At 68.9% G+C, this 23,019-nt stretch carries 18 protein-coding genes and 1 pseudogene; 11 read left to right on the top strand and 8 right to left on the bottom strand.

Annotation, left to right across the window (positions count from 1 at the left end):
• Window positions 1–4: 4 nt before the first annotated feature.
• The 6 genes from ACVCMG_RS06040 to ACVCMG_RS06015 form a co-directional block, all read right to left on the bottom strand.
• Window positions 5–2,272, bottom strand: a complete 2,268-nt coding sequence (locus tag ACVCMG_RS06040) for a molybdopterin cofactor-binding domain-containing protein (RefSeq protein WP_447115112.1) — start codon at window positions 2,270–2,272, stop codon at window positions 5–7.
• On the bottom strand, window positions 2,269–2,799 hold the full coding sequence (locus ACVCMG_RS06035; protein WP_395116905.1) for a (2Fe-2S)-binding protein: 531 nt from the start codon (window positions 2,797–2,799) through the stop codon (window positions 2,269–2,271). Before ACVCMG_RS06035 ends, ACVCMG_RS06040 begins: the two co-directional genes overlap by 4 nt.
• A gap of 114 nt (window positions 2,800–2,913) precedes the next feature.
• Entirely contained in the window at window positions 2,914–4,242 is a 1,329-nt protein-coding gene (locus ACVCMG_RS06030; protein ID WP_447115111.1) for an APC family permease, read from the bottom strand.
• A 69-nt stretch (window positions 4,243–4,311) separates the two neighbouring features.
• Complete coding sequence (locus tag ACVCMG_RS06025; protein ID WP_447115110.1) at window positions 4,312–5,199, bottom strand: PhzF family phenazine biosynthesis protein; 888 nt, start codon at window positions 5,197–5,199, stop codon at window positions 4,312–4,314.
• Window positions 5,200–5,300: 101 nt separating this feature from the next.
• On the bottom strand, window positions 5,301–7,205 hold the full coding sequence (locus ACVCMG_RS06020) for a S53 family peptidase (RefSeq protein ID WP_447115109.1): 1,905 nt from the start codon (window positions 7,203–7,205) through the stop codon (window positions 5,301–5,303).
• Window positions 7,206–7,294: 89 nt separating this feature from the next.
• Window positions 7,295–7,525, bottom strand: coding sequence for a hypothetical protein (locus tag ACVCMG_RS06015; RefSeq protein ID WP_395116913.1), 231 nt, complete (start codon window positions 7,523–7,525; stop codon window positions 7,295–7,297).
• Between ACVCMG_RS06015 and ACVCMG_RS06010 the strand changes: the two genes are divergently transcribed.
• The 4 genes from ACVCMG_RS06010 (at window position 7,524) to murD (ending at window position 14,791) form a co-directional block, all read left to right on the top strand.
• A complete protein-coding gene (locus ACVCMG_RS06010) occupies window positions 7,524–9,041 on the top strand; it encodes a fumarate hydratase (protein ID WP_395116915.1) in 1,518 nt (505 codons plus the stop codon). The two genes, ACVCMG_RS06015 and ACVCMG_RS06010, sit on opposite strands and share 2 nt — an antisense overlap.
• A gap of 334 nt (window positions 9,042–9,375) precedes the next feature.
• Window positions 9,376–11,940: a bifunctional aspartate kinase/diaminopimelate decarboxylase gene (locus ACVCMG_RS06005; RefSeq protein WP_447115395.1), complete on the top strand. Its 2,565-nt coding sequence runs from the start codon at window positions 9,376–9,378 to the stop codon at window positions 11,938–11,940.
• A 122-nt stretch (window positions 11,941–12,062) separates the two neighbouring features.
• Entirely contained in the window at window positions 12,063–13,436 is a 1,374-nt protein-coding gene (murL, locus tag ACVCMG_RS06000; protein WP_447115394.1) for a UDP-N-acetyl-alpha-D-muramoyl-L-alanyl-L-glutamate epimerase, read from the top strand.
• Window positions 13,436–14,791, top strand: a complete 1,356-nt coding sequence (murD, locus tag ACVCMG_RS05995) for a UDP-N-acetylmuramoyl-L-alanine--D-glutamate ligase (RefSeq protein ID WP_395116919.1) — start codon at window positions 13,436–13,438, stop codon at window positions 14,789–14,791. The genes murL and murD overlap by 1 nt, the downstream gene beginning before the upstream one ends.
• Before the next feature lie 413 nt (window positions 14,792–15,204).
• Here the strand turns inward: murD and ACVCMG_RS05990 are convergent.
• Together ACVCMG_RS05990 and ACVCMG_RS05985 are read right to left on the bottom strand one after the other, a co-directional pair.
• Window positions 15,205–15,639: pseudogene (locus tag ACVCMG_RS05990) on the bottom strand (type II toxin-antitoxin system death-on-curing family toxin).
• A 3-nt stretch (window positions 15,640–15,642) separates the two neighbouring features.
• Window positions 15,643–15,864, bottom strand: coding sequence for an AbrB/MazE/SpoVT family DNA-binding domain-containing protein (locus tag ACVCMG_RS05985; protein ID WP_447115108.1), 222 nt, complete (start codon window positions 15,862–15,864; stop codon window positions 15,643–15,645).
• Between the two features lie 208 nt (window positions 15,865–16,072).
• Here ACVCMG_RS05985 and ACVCMG_RS05980 point away from each other — a divergent pair, with 208 nt between their 5' ends.
• The 7 genes from ACVCMG_RS05980 (at window position 16,073) to ACVCMG_RS05950 (ending at window position 22,984) form a co-directional block, all read left to right on the top strand.
• On the top strand, window positions 16,073–17,044 hold the full coding sequence (locus ACVCMG_RS05980; RefSeq protein ID WP_447115107.1) for a potassium channel beta subunit family protein: 972 nt from the start codon (window positions 16,073–16,075) through the stop codon (window positions 17,042–17,044).
• An 85-nt stretch (window positions 17,045–17,129) separates the two neighbouring features.
• Window positions 17,130–17,330: a hemin uptake protein HemP gene (hemP, locus tag ACVCMG_RS05975; protein ID WP_447100788.1), complete on the top strand. Its 201-nt coding sequence runs from the start codon at window positions 17,130–17,132 to the stop codon at window positions 17,328–17,330.
• Between the two features lie 2 nt (window positions 17,331–17,332).
• Window positions 17,333–17,938: a hypothetical protein gene (locus ACVCMG_RS05970; protein WP_447115106.1), complete on the top strand. Its 606-nt coding sequence runs from the start codon at window positions 17,333–17,335 to the stop codon at window positions 17,936–17,938.
• Window positions 17,939–18,120: 182 nt separating this feature from the next.
• Window positions 18,121–19,392 carry an efflux RND transporter periplasmic adaptor subunit gene (locus ACVCMG_RS05965; protein ID WP_395116929.1) on the top strand — a complete coding sequence of 424 codons (1,272 nt, stop codon included), beginning with the start codon at window positions 18,121–18,123 and terminating at the stop codon, window positions 19,390–19,392.
• A 245-nt stretch (window positions 19,393–19,637) separates the two neighbouring features.
• Entirely contained in the window at window positions 19,638–20,354 is a 717-nt protein-coding gene (locus ACVCMG_RS05960; protein WP_395116931.1) for an ABC transporter ATP-binding protein, read from the top strand.
• A gap of 67 nt (window positions 20,355–20,421) precedes the next feature.
• Window positions 20,422–21,732 (top strand): ABC transporter permease, encoded by a 1,311-nt coding sequence (locus ACVCMG_RS05955; protein WP_395116933.1) that lies wholly within the window; start codon window positions 20,422–20,424, stop codon window positions 21,730–21,732.
• Window positions 21,733–21,742: 10 nt separating this feature from the next.
• Complete coding sequence (locus ACVCMG_RS05950) at window positions 21,743–22,984, top strand: ABC transporter permease (RefSeq protein ID WP_447100784.1); 1,242 nt, start codon at window positions 21,743–21,745, stop codon at window positions 22,982–22,984.
• The last annotated feature ends 35 nt before the right edge of the window (window positions 22,985–23,019 follow it).

Raw genomic sequence — 23,019 nt, 5'->3', positions numbered from 1 at the left:
TCGCTCAGAGCAGCCGCATCAGTTCCTTCATCAGCGGCAACCGGCGCACGCGCACGGCGCTGGCGCGGAACACGGCATTGGCCAGCGCGGGCGCGACGCTGGGCATCGCCAGGAAGCTCGCGCCACTGGGGTCGCGGTCGCCGGGCACGGTGATCACTTCCACCTCGCGCGGCAGCTCGGTCATGGTGGCCAGCGGGTAATCCTTGTAGCCGTGCTGCTGGACCTGGCCATCCTTGAAGGTGATCGCCGGGTGCAGCGCGAGCGACAAGGCGTCCAGCGTGGCGCCGGCGATCTGTCCTTCCAGGCCCAGCGGATTCACCACGCGACCCACGTCGACGGCGCAGGCCACGCGGCGGACCACCAGCGTCTGGCCTTGCAGAGCGACCTCGATGGCGTGCGCCACGTAGGCGCCGTCGACGTGCCAGCAGGCGAGGCCCAGGCCGTTGATGCTGTGCAGCCAGTTCTTCCACACGATGCGGTCGGCGACCAGTTGCAGCACGTTGCGAAGGCGGCCGACATCGAGCACGGCGTCGCCGCCCAACGGCAGCTGGCGCGGTTCGCCGAGGATGCGCAGCCGCGTCTTCAGCGGATCTTCGCGCAGCTGGTGGGCGATCTCGTCGATGAAGCTTTCCACCGCGAACGCGTTGCTGAGATGCGGCATGCCGCGGAACGGTCCCCGCGGCATCGCCGAGGCCTGCGCGTACCAGTCGCTGCGGTAGTTCGGCACCAGGCCGGCGGGCAACTGGTCGGCGCGCAGCTCGGAGCGCCACAGTCGATCTTCCGGCACGCCGCGCAGGCTCGCCGCCGAGGCGCTGACCATGCGCTGGTTCCAGCCGATCAGCCGGCGCTTGCGGTCGACGACGGCGTTTAGCTGGTGCACGCAGCCGGAGCGGTAGAAGTCGTGGCTGAAATCCTCGTCGCGGGTCCACAGCAGGCGTATCGGCTTGCCGACCGCCTGCGCCAGGATCACCGCCTCGGCGACGAAATCGTGGTCCAGCCGGCGACCGTAACCGCCGCCCACGCGCGGCACGCGGATGTCGATCTGCGCCGGCTGCAGCCCGGTCAGGCGCTGCACCACCGCCCAGGCTTTCTGCGGCGCCTGGGTCGGCACCACCAGGCTGGCGCGATCCTTGTCCAGCCGCACCAGGCAGTTCATCGGCTCGGCGGTGGCGTGGGCCAGCCAGGGCTGCACGTAGGTGGCCTGCAGGCGGCGCGCGGCTTTCTTGCCGGCGGCGTCGACGTCGCCGTCGTCGCGCACGCGCGTGGTCGGCGCATCGGTGCCGGCGAGCGTGGCCAGCGCCTGTTGCTCCAGCCCGCTGCTGCTTTCGCCGCCGCCTGCGCCGGGCTTCCATTCGAGCTTGAGCTTGGCGCGGCCCCGCAGTGCCGCCCAAGTGTCGGTGGCCAGCACGGCGACGGCCGGGGCGATCACCGTCATGCCGCGCGGCTGGCCCGGCTCGGGCTTGAGCTGGATCACCTTGACCACGCCGGGCTGCGCCAGCGCGTCGCCGGTGTCGATGCGCGCCAGCGTGCCGTCCGGCCACGGGCAGTGCACCAGCACGGCGACCAGTGCATCGCCGAGATGCTCGTCGATCGCGTAGCGCGCCTGGCCGGTGACGATGGCATGCGCGTCCACGTCGCCGGCGGGCCGGCCGATCAGCTGGTAGCTGCTGGCGGCCTTCACCGGCGGCGCCTGCGTGGGCAGCGCGACCTGGCTGGCGTCGGCGGCGAGACTGCCGTAGGTGGCCCGGCGCCCGTCGGGCGCGATCACGGTGCCCGCATCGCAGCGCAGCCGGCTGGCGGAAACGCCGAGCCGTCGCGCCGCCGCCTGCAACAGCAGCCAGCGCGCCAGCGCGCCGACCTGGCGCAGGTCGCGCCACGCGGCCGGGATGGAATTGCCGGTACCGCCCACCTGGTGGCCGTAGGTCCACTTCGGCCGGCCGTTGTCGTTGCTGACGCCCAGCCCCAACGCAACCACGCGGACCCGCTCCCAGTCGGCGTCGAGTTCGTCGGCGATGATCCGCGGCAAGGCCGTGGCCACGCCGGTGCCGGTATCCGGGTCGCGCGCACCGATCAGCACCAGGCCGTCGGCGTCGATGCGCACATAGGCGCCGAGGTCGTGGAAATCGTTGCCGAGCAGCGCTGGCGGCAACGGAGCGTCGGCGGCGTCGGCCAGGCGGATGCCGACCACCAGCGCACCGGCGGTACCGGCCAGCACCTGCAGGAATCGACGGCGATCGAGGCGGATCGTGGAGTTGCCGCGCTCGCTGCTCACGACTGGCCCGCCTTGCCGGCCGCCGCCCGCTTGATCGCGCGGCGCACGCGGGTCTGGCAGCCGCAGCGGCACAGATTGGGCAACTGGTCGATGTCGTCGTCGCTCGGCTTGGGCTTGCGCCGCAGCAGCGCCACGCCGGCGATCAGCCAGCCCGGCGTGCAGTAGCCGCAGCCGATCGCGTCCTCGTCGATGAAGGCCTGCTGCAGCGGATGCAGGCTGTCGCCGCCGCCGGCCAGCCCCTCCACCGTGGTGATCGACTTGCCGGCCAGTGTCTGCATCGGCACCGTGACCGCGGAAACCGCCGCGTCCGCCACCAGCACGAGGTCGGCGCCGTTCTCGCCGTGCGCGCCGCCGTACTTGGTGCCGGTCAGCCGCAACACGTCGCGCAGGTACCACAGCAGCGGCATCTGCGGGTCGCCGGTGTGCCGATAATGCTCGCCGTTGATCTGCACATCGATGCCCTCGCGTGCCTTCTCCGGCACGATGGCGCTGGCCGGTTCGGCCGGCAGGATGTGGGATTGGAGCATCGGGACTTCTCCGCGGATCGTCTGCCTATTGTGGCATTGCCGTGTGGCCGCAGCAGCCCCGCAGCCACATGCCGTTCATCGTCGACGGCGGCGAGCGGGTGCGCCGGGCCGGCGTCACGCGCCGCGGTGCTGCTCGCCCAGGCGGCGCCAGATGCCGTACACCGGGATGCCCGCGGCCATGATCAGCAGGCCCATGCCCGCGTTGCGCGGGTTGTCGAGCAGGGTGGCCACCACCACCGCGCCAACCGTCGCGATGAACAGCCACGGCAGCCACGGGTAGCCGGGCACGCGGAAGCCGGGGTTGGCCGGATCGTGCCGGCGATACCAGAACAGCGTGGCCACGCCCACCGCGCAGGCCAGCCAGTCGCCGAAGGTGGCGTAGTCCAGCAACTGGCCGTAGCCGCCCGAAAGGGCCAGCACGATGGCCCAGCCGGTCAGCAGCAGCAGCGCGGTGTTCGGCGTGCGCCAGCGCGGATGCAGCCGCGCCACCGCGCGGAAGAACAGCCCGTCCTCGCCCATCACCTGCAGCACCCGCGCACCGGCGACCAGGGTGATGTTGCAGAAGCCGAGGGTGGAGATCGCCACGCCCAGCGCGATCACCTTCGCGCCGACCGGGCCGGCCACCTGCTGCATCACGTCCGCCGCCGGCGCACTGCTGGCGGCGAGCCCGGCGTGACCGAGCACGGCGAGGTAGGCCACGTTGACCAGCGCGTAGGCGCCGATCACCAGCAGCATGCCCAGGGTCAGCGCGCGCGGCAGCGTGCGCTGCGGGTCGCGCACTTCACCGGCGAGGTTGTTGAGGTAGGTGAAGCCGGAGTACGCGAACAGCACCGGCAGCGCCGCGCCCATGAAGCCGACGCCGCTGCGCGCCGGATCGGCGGCCAGCACCTGGCCGTGGCCGGCGCCGGCGAGGAACAGGCCGCACACCACCAGCACCGCCACCGCCAGCAGCTTGAGCAGGGCGAACAGGTTCTGGATCTGCGCGCCGAGGCGGATGCCGAACAGGTTGATGCCGCCGACGAACACCAGCGCGCCGACGGTCAGCGGCAGCGCCCAGGCCGGCGACAGCCCGAACAGCGAAGCGGCGTAGCTGGCGAAGATCGTCGCCACCGCCGCGCTGGAGCCGGAGTAGATCACCAGCAGCATGGTCCAGCCGAACAGGAAGCCGGCCAGCGGCCCGAACGCCTCGCGCAGGTAGACGTAGGTGCCGCCCGCGTGTGGCCGGCGCGCGCCGAGCTCGGCGTAGCACAGCGCGCCGATCAGAGTGAGCACGCCGGCGGCCACCCACATCAGCAGCAGCGCCAGCCCCGACTCGGTGCGCTGCGCCACGATGCCGGGGTTGAGGAAGATCCCGCCGCCGATGATGCCGCCGACCACGATCAGCGCGGCGTCCCATGGGCGCAGGCTGCGCAGGTAGCTGCCGGAGGGATGGGCTGAGGGCATCGGTCGGGTCATGTGGATGGCGGCGCGACAGCATGGCGGCGCGCCGCGCGTTCGGCAAGGCGGCGGTGATCAGTCCGCGGCCGGAAACAACAGCTCGCCGCGCACGCCGATGACGCAGGCTCCGCCGATGGTGACGGCGCCGGTGGCTGCGTCGCGCGCCACATCGACCAGGCCGTCGCGACCCACCTCGCGCCCCTGGCTGGCGCGATAGTTCAGGCCATGGCCGTCACGATCGCCGCGCGCGCCGAGCCAGGCCATGATCGCCGCATTGGCGCTGCCGGTGACCGGGTCCTCCGGGATGCCGTCGGCGGGACAGAAGGCGCGCACCGCCATGGCCGCGACACCGGAACGTTCATGCCCGAACACACTGACGCCGACCGCGTCGTGCCGGAGGCACAGCGCCGCCAGCGCCGCCATGTCCGGCAGCAGCGCGCGCACCGGTGCCGCCTCGCCCAGGTTGCACAGGATCCAGTGCGGTCCGTTGTCGACCAGGACGACGTCGTCGCGCGCAAGTTCCACCCGCAATGCAGATGCGAGCTGCGCGCGCAGGGCATCATCGATCTCGCCCAACCGGGCCGGCGGCGCCTGCACGTGGATGATCCGTGCCGGGCCGTCGCCGACCACCTGCACCGGCAGCAGGCCGGCCTCGCACTGCTGGGTCAGTCTGCGCTTGCCGGCATCGACCAGCCCCGCCTCGATCGCTGCATACGCGCTGCCCACACTGGGGTGGCCGGCGAACGGCAACTCCTGGCGCGGCGTGAAGATGCGCACGCGGTAGTCCGCCTGCGGCTCGGTAGGCGGCAGCAGGAAACTGGTTTCGGAGAGGTTGGTCCAGCGCGCGATGCGCTGCATCGCTGCGCCATCCAGCCCCTCGGCGTCCACCACGACGGCCAGCGGGTTGCCGTTGAGTAGACGGTCGGCGAAAACGTCCAGTTGCAGGAAACGGCGTGCTGGCATGGCGGTTCCGGGGGAGGGAGTCGCCGGAAGATCGCATTGATGGCGTTCGCCGACAAGCCGGCGAACCGGCCCGCGCATTCGGCGCGGGCCGGGGCGTTCGCTCAGAAGCCCACGCGCAGGAACGTGTCGAAATTGGCCACGTCCAGGGTGCCGATGCCGGCGCCCGGGTTGTAACGGCCATTGCCGGCGTAGAACCAGTTGTCGCCGGCACTGATGCGGTTGAACGCCGACCACTTGCCGTAGCCGAAGAGGTTCTGCAGCAGGTACATGTGCGGGTTCCACAGGCCGATGCGATGGCCCGTGCTCTGCCGCAACAGCGCGGTGATGCCGTTCAACTGCGGTGCGACGAAGCTGGTGCCGCCGGAGCTGTACAAGCCGCCCTGGAACACCAGCAGGTAGCCGGTTTCCGGGTCCGCGTTGAGCGAGATGTCCGGCAGGTTGCGACCCTTGAAGTTGCCGGGCAGCTTCAGGTAGGTGTACGGGCCAGTGGCCGGATCGTTGTAGGTCAGCTCCTGGTTTTTCTCGCTGCGCTCCATGCCGCTGGTGAAGAGCTGGTACATCGGCTGGCGCCAGTAGACGCTGACGCCACCGCCGCCGCCGACCGAGAACACATAGTCACGGCTGGGCACGAACGGCAGCAGGTAATCCCAGCCCCACACGCTCTCCTGGTCGATCGACAGCACCACCTGGCCGGAGGAGTTGACGAACTTCACCGGCACCGTGGTGCCGCCGGCAGCGGTGATGTACGGATCCGACGCCGGGGCATCGACGGTGAGCGGTGCGCTGAACTCGCCCGGCCCGTCGCCGGTGCCGAGGGCGCGTACCGTGTCGTAGGCGCCGGAGTCGCCGCTGGCGGCGAACATCGACTGCCCCTGCGCGGCTGCCTCCAGGAAAATCTGGTGATAGGCACGCAGGTCGCCGACGTCGGTGGTGTCGGTGTTGCGCGCGCCGTCCACGTTCAGCGCCGCGAAGTTGAAGATCTCGCCCAGGCCCCAACTGGCCGAGATGCTGTCCGCCCGGTTGTCGGAGACCGCGCGGGCGAACGCGTCGACGAAGCCGGAGCCGGCGTTCGGCGCGTCGTAGACGATGATGTTGGCCTGCGGCGCCAGCCCGCCGGCCTGCTGCACGTCGAGCGTGGTCTCGTCCGCGCCGTTGGTGCCGCCGCCGCCATCGACATGCACCTGGGTGATGCGGTTCGGTTTGGTGTCGAGCCCGATCGCGGTCCAGTAATCCTCCGCGTCAGACGGGTCGAAGGTGGCCAGGGTGACGATCGCCAGGGTCGAACCCTTGCCGGTGATGCCGCGCCGGTACAGCGGGTTGATGTTGTACAGGTTGGCCACGTCGCCCACGGTGTACTGGCCAGGCACCCCGGTGGCGGTGGGATTGCCGGTCGCTGCCGCACGTGCCTGCGCCGACAGCGTGGTCGGCGGGTTGGCCAGCCGCAGGTTGGTCACCGGCAGCTTCGACGTGTGGTGCGGCACGTAATGCCACTCGTTGCTGAGGCCGCTGGCCAGGATCACGTTGTCGCCCAGGCCGACCGGCATCACCAGCGGACGCGCCGGGCGATGGAAGCGCTGGCCCGTCTTGCGCGACACGTAGTTGTGCACCGGCGTGCCGAACAGCTGGCTGAACTGGCCGATCGTGCCGCGCACACTGATTACCAGGTGGCTGTCCAGCAGCTCGCCCTGCAGCCCATGCTGGCTCAGGTAGCCCTGCACTTTGGCGATTTGCGCATCGGTGGCGCCGTAGCGCTCGGCAAACTGCGCCGTGGTGAGGAACTTCTGGAAGTTCGCGCTGCCGGGCGTGGCCGTCTGACGAACGTAGTTTTCAAGCTCGGCCTCGTGGCGCAATCGCAGCACGAGGCTGACGGTGACGCTCTGGTCGGTGGGTGCCAGGCCCTGGTCGGTGACGGCCTGCAAACCCGCGGCGGAGACCGAGGTGGCCACACCGGCCAGCATGGCCGCAAGGCTGATAGCGAGAACTTTCCTGCGCAATTTGAAGTGCATGAGTGCTTCTCCCTGGAGTGGACAGGGCTGGCTGGAAAGCGGATGCACTTTCGGCAGGCAACGAACGGAAGGTGGCGGCGCTTTGAAGCTCAGCCCTGCGTTTCACGTGCGAATTGCAACTTCCCCAGCGACGTCGTCAGTTCCCCCTGACGACCGGCGTTGCGCCGCTCGCGCGAGATTAGTACCAAGTGCCTGCCGAGATAAAGACGCCCGGGTGCCTTCGTCCGCAGGCCGGCCTGCGCTGCGCCCGGCCGGGTTTTGCCGCCGGTGGCCGGTGCGGCACAATGGCGGTTTTCCCGGTCTGCCCACAGCGAATCCATGGCCTCCATCAAGCAAGAAGACCTGATCCAGTCCGTCGCCGACGCGCTGCAGTACATCAGCTACTACCACCCGGTCGACTACATCAAGAGCCTGGCCGCCGCGTACGAGCGCGAGGAATCACCCGCCGCCAAGGACGCGATGGCGCAGATCCTGATCAACTCGCGCATGGCCGCCGAGGGCCACCGGCCGCTGTGCCAGGACACCGGCATCGTCACCGTGTTCCTCAAGGTGGGCATGAACGTGCGCTGGGACGACGCCACCATGTCGCTGGAGGACATGGCCAACGAAGGCGTGCGCCGCGCGTACATGGACCCGGACAACAAGCTGCGCGCCAGCGTGCTGGCGGACCCGGCCGGCAAGCGCATCAACACGAAGGACAACACGCCGTCGGTGGTCAACATGTCGATCGTGCCCGGCGACACCGTCGAGGTGATCGTGGCGGCCAAGGGCGGCGGCTCCGAGGCGAAGTCGAAGTTCGCCATGCTCAACCCGTCCGACTCGATCGTCGACTGGGTGCTGAAGACCGTGCCCACGATGGGCGCCGGCTGGTGCCCGCCGGGGATGCTCGGCATCGGCATCGGCGGCACCGCCGAGAAGGCGATGCTGATGGCGAAGGAGGCGCTGATGGAGGAAATCGACATCCAGGAACTGATCGCGCGCGGCCCCGCCAATCGCGCCGAGGAGCTGCGCATCGAGCTGTTCGAGAAGGTCAACGCGCTGGGCATCGGCGCGCAGGGGCTGGGCGGCCTCACCACCGTGCTCGACGTCAAGGTGAGGGATTTCCCGACCCACGCGGCGAACCTGCCGGTGGCGCTGATCCCGAACTGCGCCGCCACCCGCCACGCGCATTTCGTGCTGGACGGCTCCGGCCCGGTGATGCTCGACCCGCCGTCGCTGGAAGACTGGCCCAAGCTCACCTACGACGCCTCCAAGGGCCGCCGGGTGAACCTCGACACGGTGACGCGCGAAGACGTGGCCAGCTGGAAGCCGGGCGAGACGCTGCTGCTCAACGGCAAGCTGCTCACCGGCCGCGACGCCGCGCACAAGCGCATGGTCGAGATGCTCAACCGGGGCGAGCCGCTGCCGGTGGATTTCAACGGCCGCTTCATCTACTACGTCGGCCCGGTCGATCCGGTGCGCGAGGAAGTGGTCGGCCCGGCCGGCCCCACCACCGCCACGCGCATGGACAAGTTCACCGAACAGGTACTGGCGCAGACCGGCCTGCTCGGCATGGTCGGAAAGGCCGAGCGCGGCCCCGCCGCGATCGAGGCGATCAGGAAGCACCGCTCGGTGTACCTGATGGCGGTGGGCGGCGCCGCGTACCTTGTCTCCAAGGCGATCAAGGCCTCGCGCGTGGTCGGTTTCGCCGACCTGGGCATGGAGGCGATCTACGAATTCACCGTCGAGGACATGCCGGTCACCGTGGCGGTCGACTCGGGCGGCAGCTCGGTGCACCAGACCGGTCCGCGCGAATGGCAGGCGAGGATCGGCAAGATCCCCGTCTTCATGCAGTAAAAGCAGTGCGCGCAGCGCACGCGTTTGCCTCCTTCCCCTCCGGGGGAGGATTGAGGAGAGGGAGTTTCAGGATCACCTCAGCTCTCCATCGAAACCCCGAACACCCCGCAGGGCGGGCACTGCCCGCCGCCCCGCACGAGGCAAGGAAGGGCCGGAGGGTACTGCCCGCATACGGCAAACAGCAGTCTAGACGTCCAAACGAGTCGTCCTCGAAAAACCATTTGCAATTCCAATGTCGCAGCGCAACACTGACTGAACAACCATCCCCTGACAGCGAACCCCCGTGACCTCGCCAACCTCCGCGCCGCTGCCCGCCGACGCTCCCTGGATCGTGATGAAGTTCGGCGGCACCAGCGTCGCCACGCTGCCGCGCTGGCAGAACATTCGTGAGCTGGTCGCCAGCCGCCGCGCCGAAGGCGCGCGCGTGCTGGTCGTCGTTTCCGCGCTGACCGGCATCACCGACGCGTTGAAACAACTGTGCGGCGAGGGCGGGCAGGACAAGCGCAAGGCGGCGGCCGGCGCGATCGCGCAGCGCCACTACGACCTGCTGGAGCACATGCAGCTGGCCTTGCCGGACACGCTCGGCGAGCGGCTGGGCGAGCTGGCGCGGCTGGCCGAGGACGGCCCCGCGGCGCGCGGCGAGCTGGCCTGGCAGGCGCAGGTGCAGGCCCACGGCGAGCTGATGTCCAGCGCGCTCGGCGCCGCCTTCCTCAGCCACAGCGGCCTGCCCACGCAGTGGCTGGACGCGCGCGACTGCCTGGCGGCGGTCGCGTTGCCGAACCAGAACGAGCGCACCCGGCTGCTGTCGGCGATGGTCGAGGCGAAGCCCGACCCGGCCTTGAACGCGCGCCTGGCCGCGCTCGGCGAGGTGTTCATCACCCAGGGCTTCATCGCGCGCGAAACGCATGGCCGCACCGTGCTGCTCGGCCGGGGCGGCTCGGATACCTCGGCGGCGTACTTCGGCGCGCTGCTGAAGGCGGCGCGGGTGGAGATCTGGACCGACGTGGCCGGCATGTTCACCGCCAACCCGCGTCAGGTGCCCGGCGCGCGCCTGCTGCAGCGGCTGGATTACGAGGAGGCGCAGGAAATCGCCTCCACCGGCGCCAAGGTGCTGCACCCGCGCTGCCTGTCGCCGCTGCGCGAGCCGCGTGTGCCGCTGCTGATCAAGGACACCAACCGGCCCGAACTCGACGGCACCGTGATCGGCCCGGAGGTGCGCGCGCACGCGCCCAGCGTGAAGGCGATCAGCGCGCGCAAGGGCATCACCCTGGTCTCGATGGAGTCGGTCGGCATGTGGCAACAGGTCGGCTTCCTCGCTGACGTGTTCGCGCATTTCAAGCAGCACGGCCTGTCGGTGGACCTGATCGGTTCGGCCGAGACCAACGTCACCGTGTCGCTCGATCCCACCGAGAACCTGCTCGACTCCGACGCGATCGCCGCGCTGGCCAGCGACCTGGCCAAGGTGTGCCGGGTCAAGGTAATCGCGCCGTGCGCGGCGATCACCCTGGTCGGCCGCGGCATGCGCTCGCTGCTGCACACCTTGTCCGGCGTGCTGGCCGAGTTCGGCCAGCTGCGCGTGCACATGATTTCGCAGTCGTCGAACAACCTGAATCTCACCTTCGTGGTCGACGAGGAAGTGGTCGATGCGTTGCTGCCGCATCTGCACGACTTGCTGATCGGCGCCGGCGCCCTGCGCACGGACGACAGCGCGCTGTTCGGTCCCAGTTGGCAGATGCTGTATGGCGGCGGCGAAGTCGTTCCCGCCGTGCCGGCATGGTGGCGCCAGGCGCAGCGTCCGCGCCTGCTGGAACTGGCCGCCGAAGCCACGCCGCGTTACGTCTACCACCTGCCCACGGTGCGCCAGCAGGCGCGCGAGCTGAAGTCGCTGGTGGCGGTGGATCGGCTGCACTACGCGGTGAAGGCGAACACGCATCCGGCGATCCTGCGCGCGCTGGCGGCGGAGGGCTTCGCGTTCGAGTGCGTGTCGCCGGGTGAATTGGACGCGGTCGCCGCGGTGGTGCCGGAATCGGTGCCGCTGCTGTTCACGCCGAACTTCGCGCCGCGCGAGGATTACGTCCATGCGCTGGGCACCCGCGCCAGCGTCACGCTGGACGCGCTGCATCCGCTGCAGCACTGGGGTGAGCTGTTCCGCGGCCGCGAGATCGTGCTGCGGGTGGATCTGGGCCGCGGCCTGGGCCATCACGAGAAGGTGCGCACCGGCGGCAGCGCCAGCAAGTTCGGCCTGCCGCTGGATCAGTTGCCGACATTCCTGCAGCTGGCCGATGCGCATGGCGTGGCCGTGCGCGGCCTGCACGCGCATCTTGGCTCGGGCGTGCTCGACGCCGCGCATTGGGGCGAGGTGTATGCGCAGTTGGCCAGCCTGGCCGAGCGCATCGCCAGCGTGGTGTTCCTCAACATCGGCGGTGGCCTCGGCGTGCCGGCGCACCCGGGCGAGGCGCCGCTGGACATCGCCGCGCTCGACCGTGCGCTGCGCGAGGTCAAGGCGGCCTATCCGCAATACCGGTTGTGGATGGAGCCGGGCCGCTACCTGGTCGCCGACGCCGGTGTGTTGCTGACGCGGGTGACCCAGCTGAAGGACAAGGGCGGTTTCCGCTACCTCGGCGTGGACACCGGCATGAACAGCCTGATCCGCCCCGCGCTGTACGACGCCTGGCACAAGATCGTCAACCTCACCCGGCTTGGCGAACCGGCCACCGCGCTTTACCAGGTGGTCGGCCCGATCTGCGAGTCCGGCGACGTGCTGGGCACCGACCGCCGATTGCAGGAGGCGGCCGAGGGCGACGTGATCCTGATCGCGCAGGCCGGTGCCTACGGCAAGGTGATGTCCTCGCATTACAACCTGCGCGACGAGGCCGACGAGGTGGTGATCGACGACTGATCCGGAGCGCGCCTGTCCCGCTCTTTGGCCGGCGAAAGCCATCGAACGGGCACCGCCTGAAGCTAGAATCAGCCTGTTCGCTCCCGACGATGCGGGCGATGGAGAAAGATGTGAGCAACACCATGCAACCGCGCCTCACCCGGGTCTTCCGCTTCGTGCGTGCGAGCTACACCGACGGCGTGGCCGAGCTGGCGTATGCGTTCGACGACGGCGAGGAACTGGTCGAGACGATCCGCTTTCCGCAGGCGCCGGCGGTTCCCGCCGAGCGGCGCGCGGCGTTCGATGCGGCGCTGAAACTGCTGCACCTGGTCGCCGGCGTCAGCTACTACAAGGCCGGCGTGCCGCCGAAGATCGAGCTGGCCGATGGTCCGCTCGACGATGCCACCGCCGAACTGCTGGAACAGCTGTACCTGCACGGGCTGGCCGAGTTCGCCTATCGCAACGGGCTGGACCTGCGCGGGCGCATAAGTTTTCCGCGAAGCACAGCGTCTCCCTTTCTCCAGGAGGGAGAGGGTCGGGGTGAGAGCACGGTCCCGTCGGAAGCCTCCTCGCTCGGTCTGCCCAAACGCACCCTGGTGCCCATCGGCGGCGGCAAGGATTCGCTGGTGGCGGTGGAGGCGATCAAGTCCATCGGCGGCGAGGCGACTGCGGCATGGGTCGGCAGCTCCGCGCTGATCGCCGGCTGCGCCGAGCGGACCGGCCTGCCCACCCTGAACATCCAGCGCGAACTGGCGCCGGGCCTGTTCGAGCTGAACCGGCTCGGCGCGTGGAACGGGCACATCCCGGTGACCGCGGTGAATTCGGCGATCCTCGCCGTCGCCGCGGTCCTGTACGGCTACGATTCGATCGCGTTCGCCAACGAGCGTTCCGCCTCGGCTGCCACGCTGGAATACGACGGCCAGCAGGTGAACCACCAGTGGAGCAAGAGCCTCGCGTTCGAGACGCTGCTGGGCGACTGGCTGCACAGCCACGTCGCCGCCGACCTCGACTACTGCTCGCTGCTGCGGCCGTACTCGGAGCTGGCGATCACCCGCGCGTTCGCGAAGCTGACGCCGTACTTCGACGTGTTCTCCAGCTGCAACCGCAACTTCAAGCTGCTCGGCCCGAAGCCGGTGGACCGCTGGTGCGGGCAGTGCCCGAAGTGCCACTTCGTGTTCCTCGCGCTGGCGCCGTTCCTGCCCAAGCCGCGGCTGCTGGCGATCTTCGGCCGCAACCTGCTGGATGACGAAAACCAGGCCGCCGGCTTCGACGCGCTGCTGGAATACCAGGACCACAAGCCGTTCGAGTGCGTGGGCGAGGGCGCCGAGGCGCGCGCGGCGATGCATGCGCTGAGCCAGCGGCCGGAGTGGCAGGAAGATGCGCTGGTCGAACGCTTCCGCAGCGAAATCCTGCCGCAGCTCGACGCAACGCAGCTGGCGCTGGAACCGTGGCTGCAGCCGTCGCCCGAACACCGCGTGCCGGCACGCCTGCAGCCGGCGCTGGCGGCGATCGGTTGATGCGCTTCGACGAGCTTCGCGATCGCCGCGTCGCGATCTGGGGTTTCGGCCGCGAAGGTCACGCGGTGATCAAGGCGCTGCGTTCGCGGCTGCCGACGCAGGCACTGACCTTGTTCTGCAGCGCCGCCGAAGTCGAGGCGGCGCGTGCGTTCGACGCGGCGCTGGATATCGTCGTCGGCGAGCCGGATGCGGTGGCGCTGGCCCGCTTCGAGGTGGTGGTGAAGTCGCCCGGCATCTCCGCCTACAAGCCGGCGTTGCTGGCCGCGCAGGCGCAAGGCACGCGGTTCACTTCCGGTACCGCGCTTTGGTTTGGCGAGCATCCGGATGCGCGCGTGATCGCGGTCACCGGCACCAAGGGCAAGAGCACCACCAGCGCGCTGCTCGCGCACCTGGCGCGCGCACTCGGCGTGCGCACCGCGCTGGCCGGCAACATCGGCCTGCCGTTGCCGGAGCTGCTCGACCAGCACGCGGACCTGTGGGTGATCGAACTGTCCAGCTTCCAGACCGGTGAAGCCGGTCCGCTGGAACTGGGCGTGGTCACCAGCCTGTACGAGGAACACCTGGACTGGCACGGCTCGCGCGAGCGCTACGTGGCCGACAAACTGAAGCTGGCCGACGTGTCGCGCACGCTGCTGGTCAACGGCCTGCAGCCGAATCTGCTGCAGTACACCGCCGCGCATCCGCATCGCCTGGTGTTCGGCACGCCGGAAGGCTGGCACGTGCGCGATGGCATGGTCTGCCGCGGTGCGCAGCCGGTATTCGACAGCGTCGCGCTGGCGGCGCCCGGCCTGCACAACGCGCTCAACGCCTGCGCCGCGCTGGCCGCGCTGGAAACGATCGGCATGGACGCGCTCGCCGCCGCGCCGGCACTGGCCACCTTCCGCCCGCTGCCGCACCGGCTGCAGCCGCTGGGCGAACACGACGGCTGGCACTGGGTCAACGACTCGATCAGCACCACGCCGCTGGCCACGCTGGCTGCACTGGAAAGCCTGCATGGCCGCACAGTGACCGTGCTGGTCGGCGGCCACGACCGCGGCCTGGACTGGACGCCGTTCGTCGAGGCGATGCGCAGCGCGCCCGCGCACGCGATCGTCTGCATGGGCGCCAACGGCGCGCGCATCGAGGCGGCGCTGCGCGAGGCGGAAGTACGTTGTCCGATCCTGCCTGTCGACGACCTCGCCGGCGCCGTCGCCGAGGCGAAGACGCACACCCCGCGCGGTGGCGTGATCCTGCTCTCTCCGGGCGCGCCGAGCTTCGACCAGTTCAAGGACTACGCCGAACGCGGCCGTCGCTTCGCCGCGCTCGCCGGGTTCGATGTGGCCATCACCGGCATCGAAGGCCTGGGCATCGACTGAGCCGGTCCACCATCCGCGTGGCATGTCGCGAAGGGCACCGGTCGACTTGTCGCGTCTGCAGGTGTCTGCCATTCGACCCGCTGCGCATGTTTCATGGATGACCTGCGCGGGGGAAACCGATGCAGAGGGGCGGGAGCAGGGAATTCACGATGGCCGTCCGTGGCACGGCGGATGTGTACAAGGGCTGGCATTTCGGCCTGACTGGCCCGCGCTGATCGGCGAGCGGCGATTCGCCGAGTCGGTGTCGGGGCGCTCTGAAATACTGCCGAGGGCAGGTGACACCTGGGCGCAGTCATCCCCGCGAGTTGTTCGACAACGAGGCTGGACAAGCTGGGACAGTGTTTCGGTTCGACCCGAGAATGACCGAGGACATCGGATTCCCACTTTCGCGGGAATGACGGAAAAGCGGGGCTTCAGCGCGCGCAGCGCTTACGCGGCTCGTTCACGCGCTTCTTGTCGTCGAGCTTGATGTGCTGGCGCAGCCAGGCGGCGAACTCGGCTTCGGCCAGGCTGCCTTAGGCGAGGGCCAGGTAGCGCGGGTACAGTGCGAGATCGTCGGCATCGAGGGTACCGCCGTTGAGCAGGACGAAGGTTTCGCAGAACACGGCGACCGTGCGCTTGTTGCCGTCGACGAAAGGATGGTTGCGCGCCAGGCCGAACGCGAGGCTGGCCGCGAGGTCGGCGAGATCCGGCGGTGGATCATCATGGGCGTGGCCTTGCTGCGGTCGGGCGAGTGCGGAGTCCAGCCGGCTGTCGTCGCGCACGCCGGCACTGCCGCCATGTTCCGCCAGCTGGCGTTCGTGGGTGGCGATGGCGAGCGGCTTTTCGATCCAGATGATGACGGTCATCTGCTACTGCGCCAGTTTGTGCAGCAAGGTGCGCCGCTTGCGCACGCCCTCCTCCGCCACCTCCATCTGCCTGGCCAGGGCCGGGTCGTAGGTAGTGAGGCGGATGCCGTCGGGGGGTTCCAGCGCGAACAGCTCGTCGCCTTTCTCCAGCCGCAGGCGGGCCAGCAGTTCGCGCGGGAGGATGACACCGGCGGAGTTGCCGATGGTGGTGATCTTCAGTTTCATGGCGGCCTCCGGAATGGTTATAACGTATGTCATACGCTCGATTTCCCGGCTGCAGCGCGTGGCACGTTGCGGCGCAGCCGCATTGCCGCCAGCGCGCGAGAATACGGACTTGGCATGGCAGGCATCGTTGCCGACCTTGCCGTGACGTCCGCCATGCCATGCTCGGGTATTTTCCGCTCATTCCGTTCCTGATCTAAGGAGTCATCCCATGCAATACCGTCGCCTCGGCCGATCCGGCCTGCAGTTGTCCGCGTTGTCGTTCGGCGCCTGGGTCACCTTCGGCAGGCAGGTCGGGCGCAGCGAGGCGCGCGACATGCTGGCGCTGGCGCACGATCGCGGGGTGAACTACTTCGACAACGCCGAGACCTACAACAACGGCGTGGCCGAGCAGGTGATGGGCGACGTGCTGGCCGATCTGCGCTTTCCACGCGACAGCTACTGCGTATCCAGCAAGGTGTTCTTCGGTGCCGTGGACGAGCCGCTGCCGACCCAGCGCGGCTTGTCGCGCAAACACGTGATCGAGGCCTGCCACCAGGCCATGCAGCGCCTGCGCGTGGACTATCTGGACCTGTATTTCTGCCATCGTCCCGATCCGGACACGCCGGTCGACGAAACCGTGGCGGCGATGGATACGCTGATTCGCCAGGGCAAGGTGCTGTACTGGGGCACCAGCGAATGGCCGGCCGAGGCGATCGAAGAGGCCCATCGGGTGGCGCGCGAGAATCATTTCTACGCGCCGGTGATGGAGCAGCCCCAGTACAACCTGCTGCACCGCGAGCGAGTGGAGCGCGAATATGCGCCGCTGTACGAGAAGTACGGCATGGGCACCACGATCTGGTCGCCGCTGGCTTCGGGCCTGCTGAGCGGCAAGTACGACCGGGGCATCCCCGCCGACTCGCGGCTCGCGCAACCGGGCTACGAATGGTTGCGCAAGAGCGTGCTGGGCGAGGGCGACGAGCGCCTGGTGCAGGTGCGCGCGCTGCAGCCGATAGCCGACGAGCTGGGCACCAGCCTGGCGCAACTGGCGATCGCCTGGTGCCTGCTGAACCCGCACGTATCCACCGTGATGCTGGGTGCGAGCAAGCGCGAGCAGCTGGCGCAGAACCTGGACGCGCTGGAGCTGCTGCCGCGACTGGATGCGGCGCTCGCCGGGCGCATGCGGCAGGCGGTGGGTGGCTGACCCGTCGCGCGTGGAGTCCGCGAGGGTGGTTGACTCTCAAATGAGAATGATTATTATTTGAGTATCCGCCACCGCAGGAACTCCGATGCCCGTCCTCTCCTTGCGTCCATCCCCGTTTCCCCCTTCTGCCGTGCACCGCGGCGCGGCGCCGCGGCTCGCCACCGCCACGCGCCGGGTCGCCAGCGATCTGCTGCTGGCCGGCGGGCGCGAGCTGGTGATCCAGCATCAGGGCAGCGAGTACCACCTGCGCCTGACCCGCAACGACAAACTGATCCTGACCAAATAGCCATGGGCATGCGGCTGGATCGTGCCGCCCTGTTGCGGCGGATGGCGGCGCAGTTCGCCACAGGCAGGCGAACCGGCATCTGCGGCTCGGAGGAGGCCGCCGCCACGTGCAGGTCGTGGTTGTGCCTGTCCACTGCGCGATGGCTGGCCGGACTGCCGGCGCTGGGCAACGTGTTGTATGCGCCGAGTGCGATGCCCTGCATGTTGCGCGGCAGGCCGTTGCCGGGCTTGCTGGTCGAATCCGCCGATCTCGCGCCGTTGCTGCATACGCGCACCCTGGCGTTCGCCAGCGCAGTCACTGCCGATGGCCCGCGCGAGTGGATGGAATGCCGCGATGCGCACGAGTGCCTGCTCGCCCGGCTCTACCTGTTGCCGGATACCGACTATCTGGCCTGGGACGCCTTGTGCGCCGGTGCCGACATCGCGGCGGCCGGCGCTCGCGCGGACGCGTTCGCATCGCCGCCGGCCGCGGTGCGGGTGCTGCGTTTCCGATTGCGCCGCTTTGCCGCCGGCCTGAAATTGCTGGGCGCAGATGCCGTGGCGTCCGCTTCGCCGCTGGGGCGCGACGTGGCAGCGCGCATCGCCCGCGACGCGGCCACGCTCCGTTGAACCCGCCGGTCGTCGCCAGCGGCGGCGTCCGGCTGTCCGTGCACTGTCCGCGGACACTGCACCATCGCCACGGGTGCGTCGCAACACATTGAAAAAACGGTGTTTTCGCGGCATCGCCTCGATGGCATGCGGATTGCTCTGTCTCCTGCGTAGCCGCCCTGCACGCGGCCGGGAACGACACGATGATTCGCGACACATCGGCACAGGACAAACTGGTAGAGGTCAAACCCAATCGCAAGCGGCAGCTGATCCTCGCTGCCGTCGGCGTGCTCGTGATCGGCCTGCTCGCCTGGCTGGCGCCGGGGATCGGCCGGCTGTTCTCCGCCTCCGGTTCGGTGAGCGCCTCGCGGCTGTCGTTCGCCACCGTCGAGCGCGGCCCGTTCGTGCGCGACATCGCCGCCGAGGGCAAGGTGGTGGCCGCGGTCAGCCCCACCTTGTACGCGACCTCCGGCGGCGCGGTGACGCTGCAGGTGCACGCCGGCGACACGGTGAAGAAAGGCCAGGTGCTGGCCACCATCGACAGCCCCGAGCTGACCAACAAGCTGGCGCAGGAACAGAGCAACGCCGACGCGATGCAGGTCGACTACCTGCGTGCTCAGGTCGACGCGCGCAAGCAGCGCTCCGCCCTGCAGAAGGCGTACGACAACGCCAAGATCGACCTGCAGACCGCGCAGCGCGATCTCGCCCGCTACCAGAAGGCGTTCGCCCGCGGTGCCGTGCCCAGCATGGACGTCGACCGCGCCAAGGACACCCTGGACAAGGCCAACATCGCCCTGGAACACGCGCGCAGCGACCTGGGCATGGACAACGCCAGTCTCAACTTCGACATCCAGTCCAAGAAGCTGGCGCATGACCGCCAGCTGCTGCTGGTGGCCGACCTCAAGCGCCAGGTCGACGACCTCCACGTGAAGTCGCCGGTGGATGGCCAGGTCGGCCAGTTGTTCATCGCCGAAAAGGCCACCGTGGCCAAGGATGCGCAGCTGCTCAGCGTGGTCGACCTGTCCGCACTGCAGGTGGAGATGCAGGTGCCGGAGAGTTTCGCCCGCGACCTCGGCATCGGCATGACCGGCGAGATCAGCGGCAACGGCCACACCTGGAAGGGCATCGTCAGCGCGATCTCGCCCGAAGTGGTCAACGGCCAGGTCGCCGCGCGGCTGCGCTTCGACGGCACCACGCCGAACCAGCTGCGCCAGAACCAGCGCCTGTCGGTGCGCGTGCTGCTGGACAAGCGCGACAACGTGCTCACCGTGCAGCGCGGCTCCTTCGTCGACGAATCCGGCGGCAGCTACGCCTACCTGGTGCACGACGGCATCGCCACGAAGACCCCGATCCGCATCGGCGCCTCCAGCATCGACAAGGTGGAGATCCTCGAAGGCCTGAAGGAAGGCGACAAGATCGTGATCTCCGGCACCGACAGCTTCAAGGGCGCAGCCACCGTCGCGATAAGCAACTGACTATTTTCCTTCTCCCCCGGGAGACAAATCGGCAGGAGAGCCGATTTGCACGGCGAAAGCCGCCCGAAGGGTGAGGCACATGGATGTGCCGAATGAAGGTGCCCGAAGGGCGGATGAGGGTACGGGGCCTGCGCAGACTTTCTCGCGATAGCCGAACCCTCTCCCCAACCCCTCTCACCCGCAAGGGGACTCCCAAGGTCGCCGATGGGAGAGGGGCTCAAGATCACCACCACCGAGGAACCAGCATGCTCAAGATGACCCACCTGTCCAAGGTCTACCGCACCGAAGTGGTGGAGACCTATGCGCTGCGCGATTTCAACATCGACGTGAAGGAGGGCGAGTTCGTGGCCGTGACCGGGCCGTCCGGTTCGGGCAAGACCACCTTCCTGACCATCGCCGGCCTGCTGGAGACGTTCACCGGCGGCGAGTACCACCTCGACGGCGTGGAGGTCAGCAACCTCAACGACAACGCCCGCTCGAAGATCCGCAACGAGAAGATCGGCTTCATTTTCCAGGCGTTCAACCTGATCCCCGACCTCAACGTGTTCGACAACATCGAGGTGCCGCTGCGCTATCGCGGCATGAAGTCGGCCGAGCGCAAGCAGCGGATCATGGACTCGCTGGAACGCGTGGGCCTGGCCTCGCGCGCCAAGCACTACCCCGCCGAACTCTCCGGCGGCCAGCAGCAGCGCGTGGCGATCGCCCGCGCGCTGGCCGGCTCGCCGCGCCTGCTGCTGGCGGATGAGCCCACCGGCAACCTCGACACCCAGATGGCCCGCGGCGTGATGGAGCTGCTGGAGGAGATCCACCGCGACGGCGCCACCATCGTGATGGTCACGCATGATCCGGAGCTGGCCGCCCGCGCCCAGCGCAACGTGCACATCATCGACGGCCAGGTGGTGGATCTGGCCGAGGAGCCGCGCTTCCACGCGGTGAAGCAGGGGGCGGGAACCCGGGAATAGGGGAATCGGAAAGGCTCGCGTACCGCGTCGGCCTTGGCGAATCCCGCACCCGGCTCCAGGGAACCACATGTTCAGCTACTACCTCCAACTCGGACTGCGCAGCCTGCGCCGCAACCCCGCCCTCACCGCGCTGATGGTGATGGCGATCGGTTTCGGCGTGGCCGCGTCGATGATCACGTACTCCGTGTTCCGGGCCGTGTCCGGCAACCCGATACCTGGCAAGTCGGCGCAGCTGTTCACGCCGCAGGTGGACGGCTGGGGGCCGCAGCAGAACCTGAAGGGCGAGCCGGCCGAAGCACTGGCTTACATCGACGCGATGGCGCTGATGCGGGCGCACGAGGCGAAGCGCCAGACCCTGTTGTATCCGGTGCAACTCTCGGTGATGCCGGGCGGCAACCGCGACCTTCCCCTGAACGCCAACGGCTATGCCGTCACCGCCGACTTCTTCACCATGTTCGAGGTGCCGTTCCGCTTCGGCAGCGGCTGGAGTGCGCAGGACGACGACGCGCGAGCCAGCGCCGTCGTCATCAGCGGCGAACTCAACCGGAAGCTGTTCGGCGGCGCCAACAGCGTGGGGCGCACGTTCAACCTTGGCGGGCATGACTACCACGTGGTGGGCGTCACCAGCCACTGGAATCCGCGCCCGCGTTTCTACGACCTGTTCAGCACCAGCGGGTTTGCCGACGAGCCGGACATCTACATGGTGTTCAACCGTGCACTGGACTTGCAGATGCGCTCGGGCGGCCGCAACAGTTGCCGCGGTTCGATCACCTACACGAGCTGGCAGGGTTATCTGCAGAGCAACTGCGTGTGGATCACGCCGTGGGTGGAACTGGACAGCGCCGCCGAAGTCGCCGCCTATCGCCGTTTCCTCACCAACTATGCCGCCGACCAGCAGCGCGCCGGTCGCTTCGGCTGGGCCGCCAACGTGCGTCTGCGCGACGTGATGCAGTGGCTCGAATACGAACACGTGGTGCCGCCGGAAAGCCGCATCTCGCTGGCGGTGGCGCTGGGCTTTTTCCTGATCTGCCTGGTCAACACCATCGGCCTGCTGCTGGCGAAGTTCATGCGCCGCGCCGGCGAGATCGGCGTGCGCCGCGCCCTGGGCGCAACGCGGCGCGAGATCTACACCCAGTATCTGGTCGAGGCTGCCACGGTAGGCCTGGCCGGTGGCGTGCTGGGCTTGCTGCTCACGGCCGCGGGCGTGTCCGGCGTGGGCATCCTGTTCCAGCCGGAGATCGCCCGGCTGGCCCGGCTCGATCTCTCACTGGTGGGCCTGACGTTCGTCGTCGCCATCATCGCCACCGTGCTGGCGGCGTTCTACCCGGCGTGGCGCGCGGCACACGTGCAACCCGCCTGGCAACTGAAATCGAGCTGAGGAGAGCGCCATGAATTTTCAGGTCAGGCCCATCCTCACCGCGCTGCGCCAGCACAAGGCAGGCACCTTGCTGATCGCGCTGCAGATCGCGTTGACGCTGGCCATCGTGTGCAACGCGCTGTTCATCATCCACCAGCGACTGGGCAACCTCTCCGCGAGCAGCGGCGTGGACGAGGCCAACGTGTTCGTCATCACCAACATGTGGGCCGACATGGGCCAGTCGACGTCCCAGGTCGATGCGCAGGTGCGCGCGGACCTGATCGCGCTGCGGCAGTTGCCCGCCGTGCGCGACGCCACGCCGGCCAGCGGGTATCCGCTCAGGGGCGGCGGCTGGGACAACTTCGTCACCATGACGCCCGAGCAGGTCAAGCCGACCACGGATGCCGCGGTGTACACCGGCGACGAGCACTTCATCGACACGCTGGGCCTGAATCTCGTCGCGGGCCGCAACTTCCGCCCCGATGAGGTGATGGTGATGGGCACCCAGGAAGCCGTCACCCCGCCGACGGTGATCGTGAGCAAGGTGCTGGCCGACCGCCTGTTTCCCGACGGCGACGCGCTGGGCAAGAGTTTCTATGCGATGGGCGCCACGCCGACCACCATTGTCGGCATCGTCGATCCGCTGCACCGGCAGGGCGTGGACTCGTGGAGCAACGGCTATGCCGGCCAGGCGCTGATCTGGCCGTTGCGGGCGGATGATTCGCGCGGCGTGTTCTACATCGTGCGCGCCAGGCCCGGCCAGCTTGCCGACGCCATGCGCGAGGCGCCCAAGGCGCTGTACGCGCAGAATCGCCTGCGCATCATCGATTCGAAGGACGGCATCCAGGACTACGCCACCATCCGTCACAAGGTCTACGACCGCGACCGCGGCATGGCGATCCTGATGGGCATCATCAGCGTGGTGCTGCTGGCGATCACCGCGGCTGGCATCGTGGGCCTGACCAGCTTCTGGGTCGGCCAGCGCCGCAAGCAGATCGGCGTGCGCCGCGCCCTGGGTGCCCGGCAGCGCGACATCCTCGCCTATTTCCTCACCGAGAACTTCCTGATCAGCGTGTCGGGCACGGTGCTGGGCATCGTGCTGGGCTTCGCCTTCAACTTGTGGACGGTGACCCGCTTCGCGATGGACCGGATGTCGCTGGCCTACGTGGGCGCGGGCGTGCTGGTGCTGGTGCTGCTCGGCCAGGCCGCCACGCTGGCGCCGGCGCTGCGCGCCTCGCGCGTGTCGCCGGTGGAGGCGACGCGGAGCGTGTGATTTTTCCCTTCTCCCTCCGGGAGAGGGGGCCCTGA

This window comes from Rhodanobacter sp. UC4451_H18 (assembly GCF_052978225.1).
The sequence above is the reverse complement of the archived record's forward strand: the minus strand, read 5'-3'. Positions and strand labels throughout refer to the sequence as shown.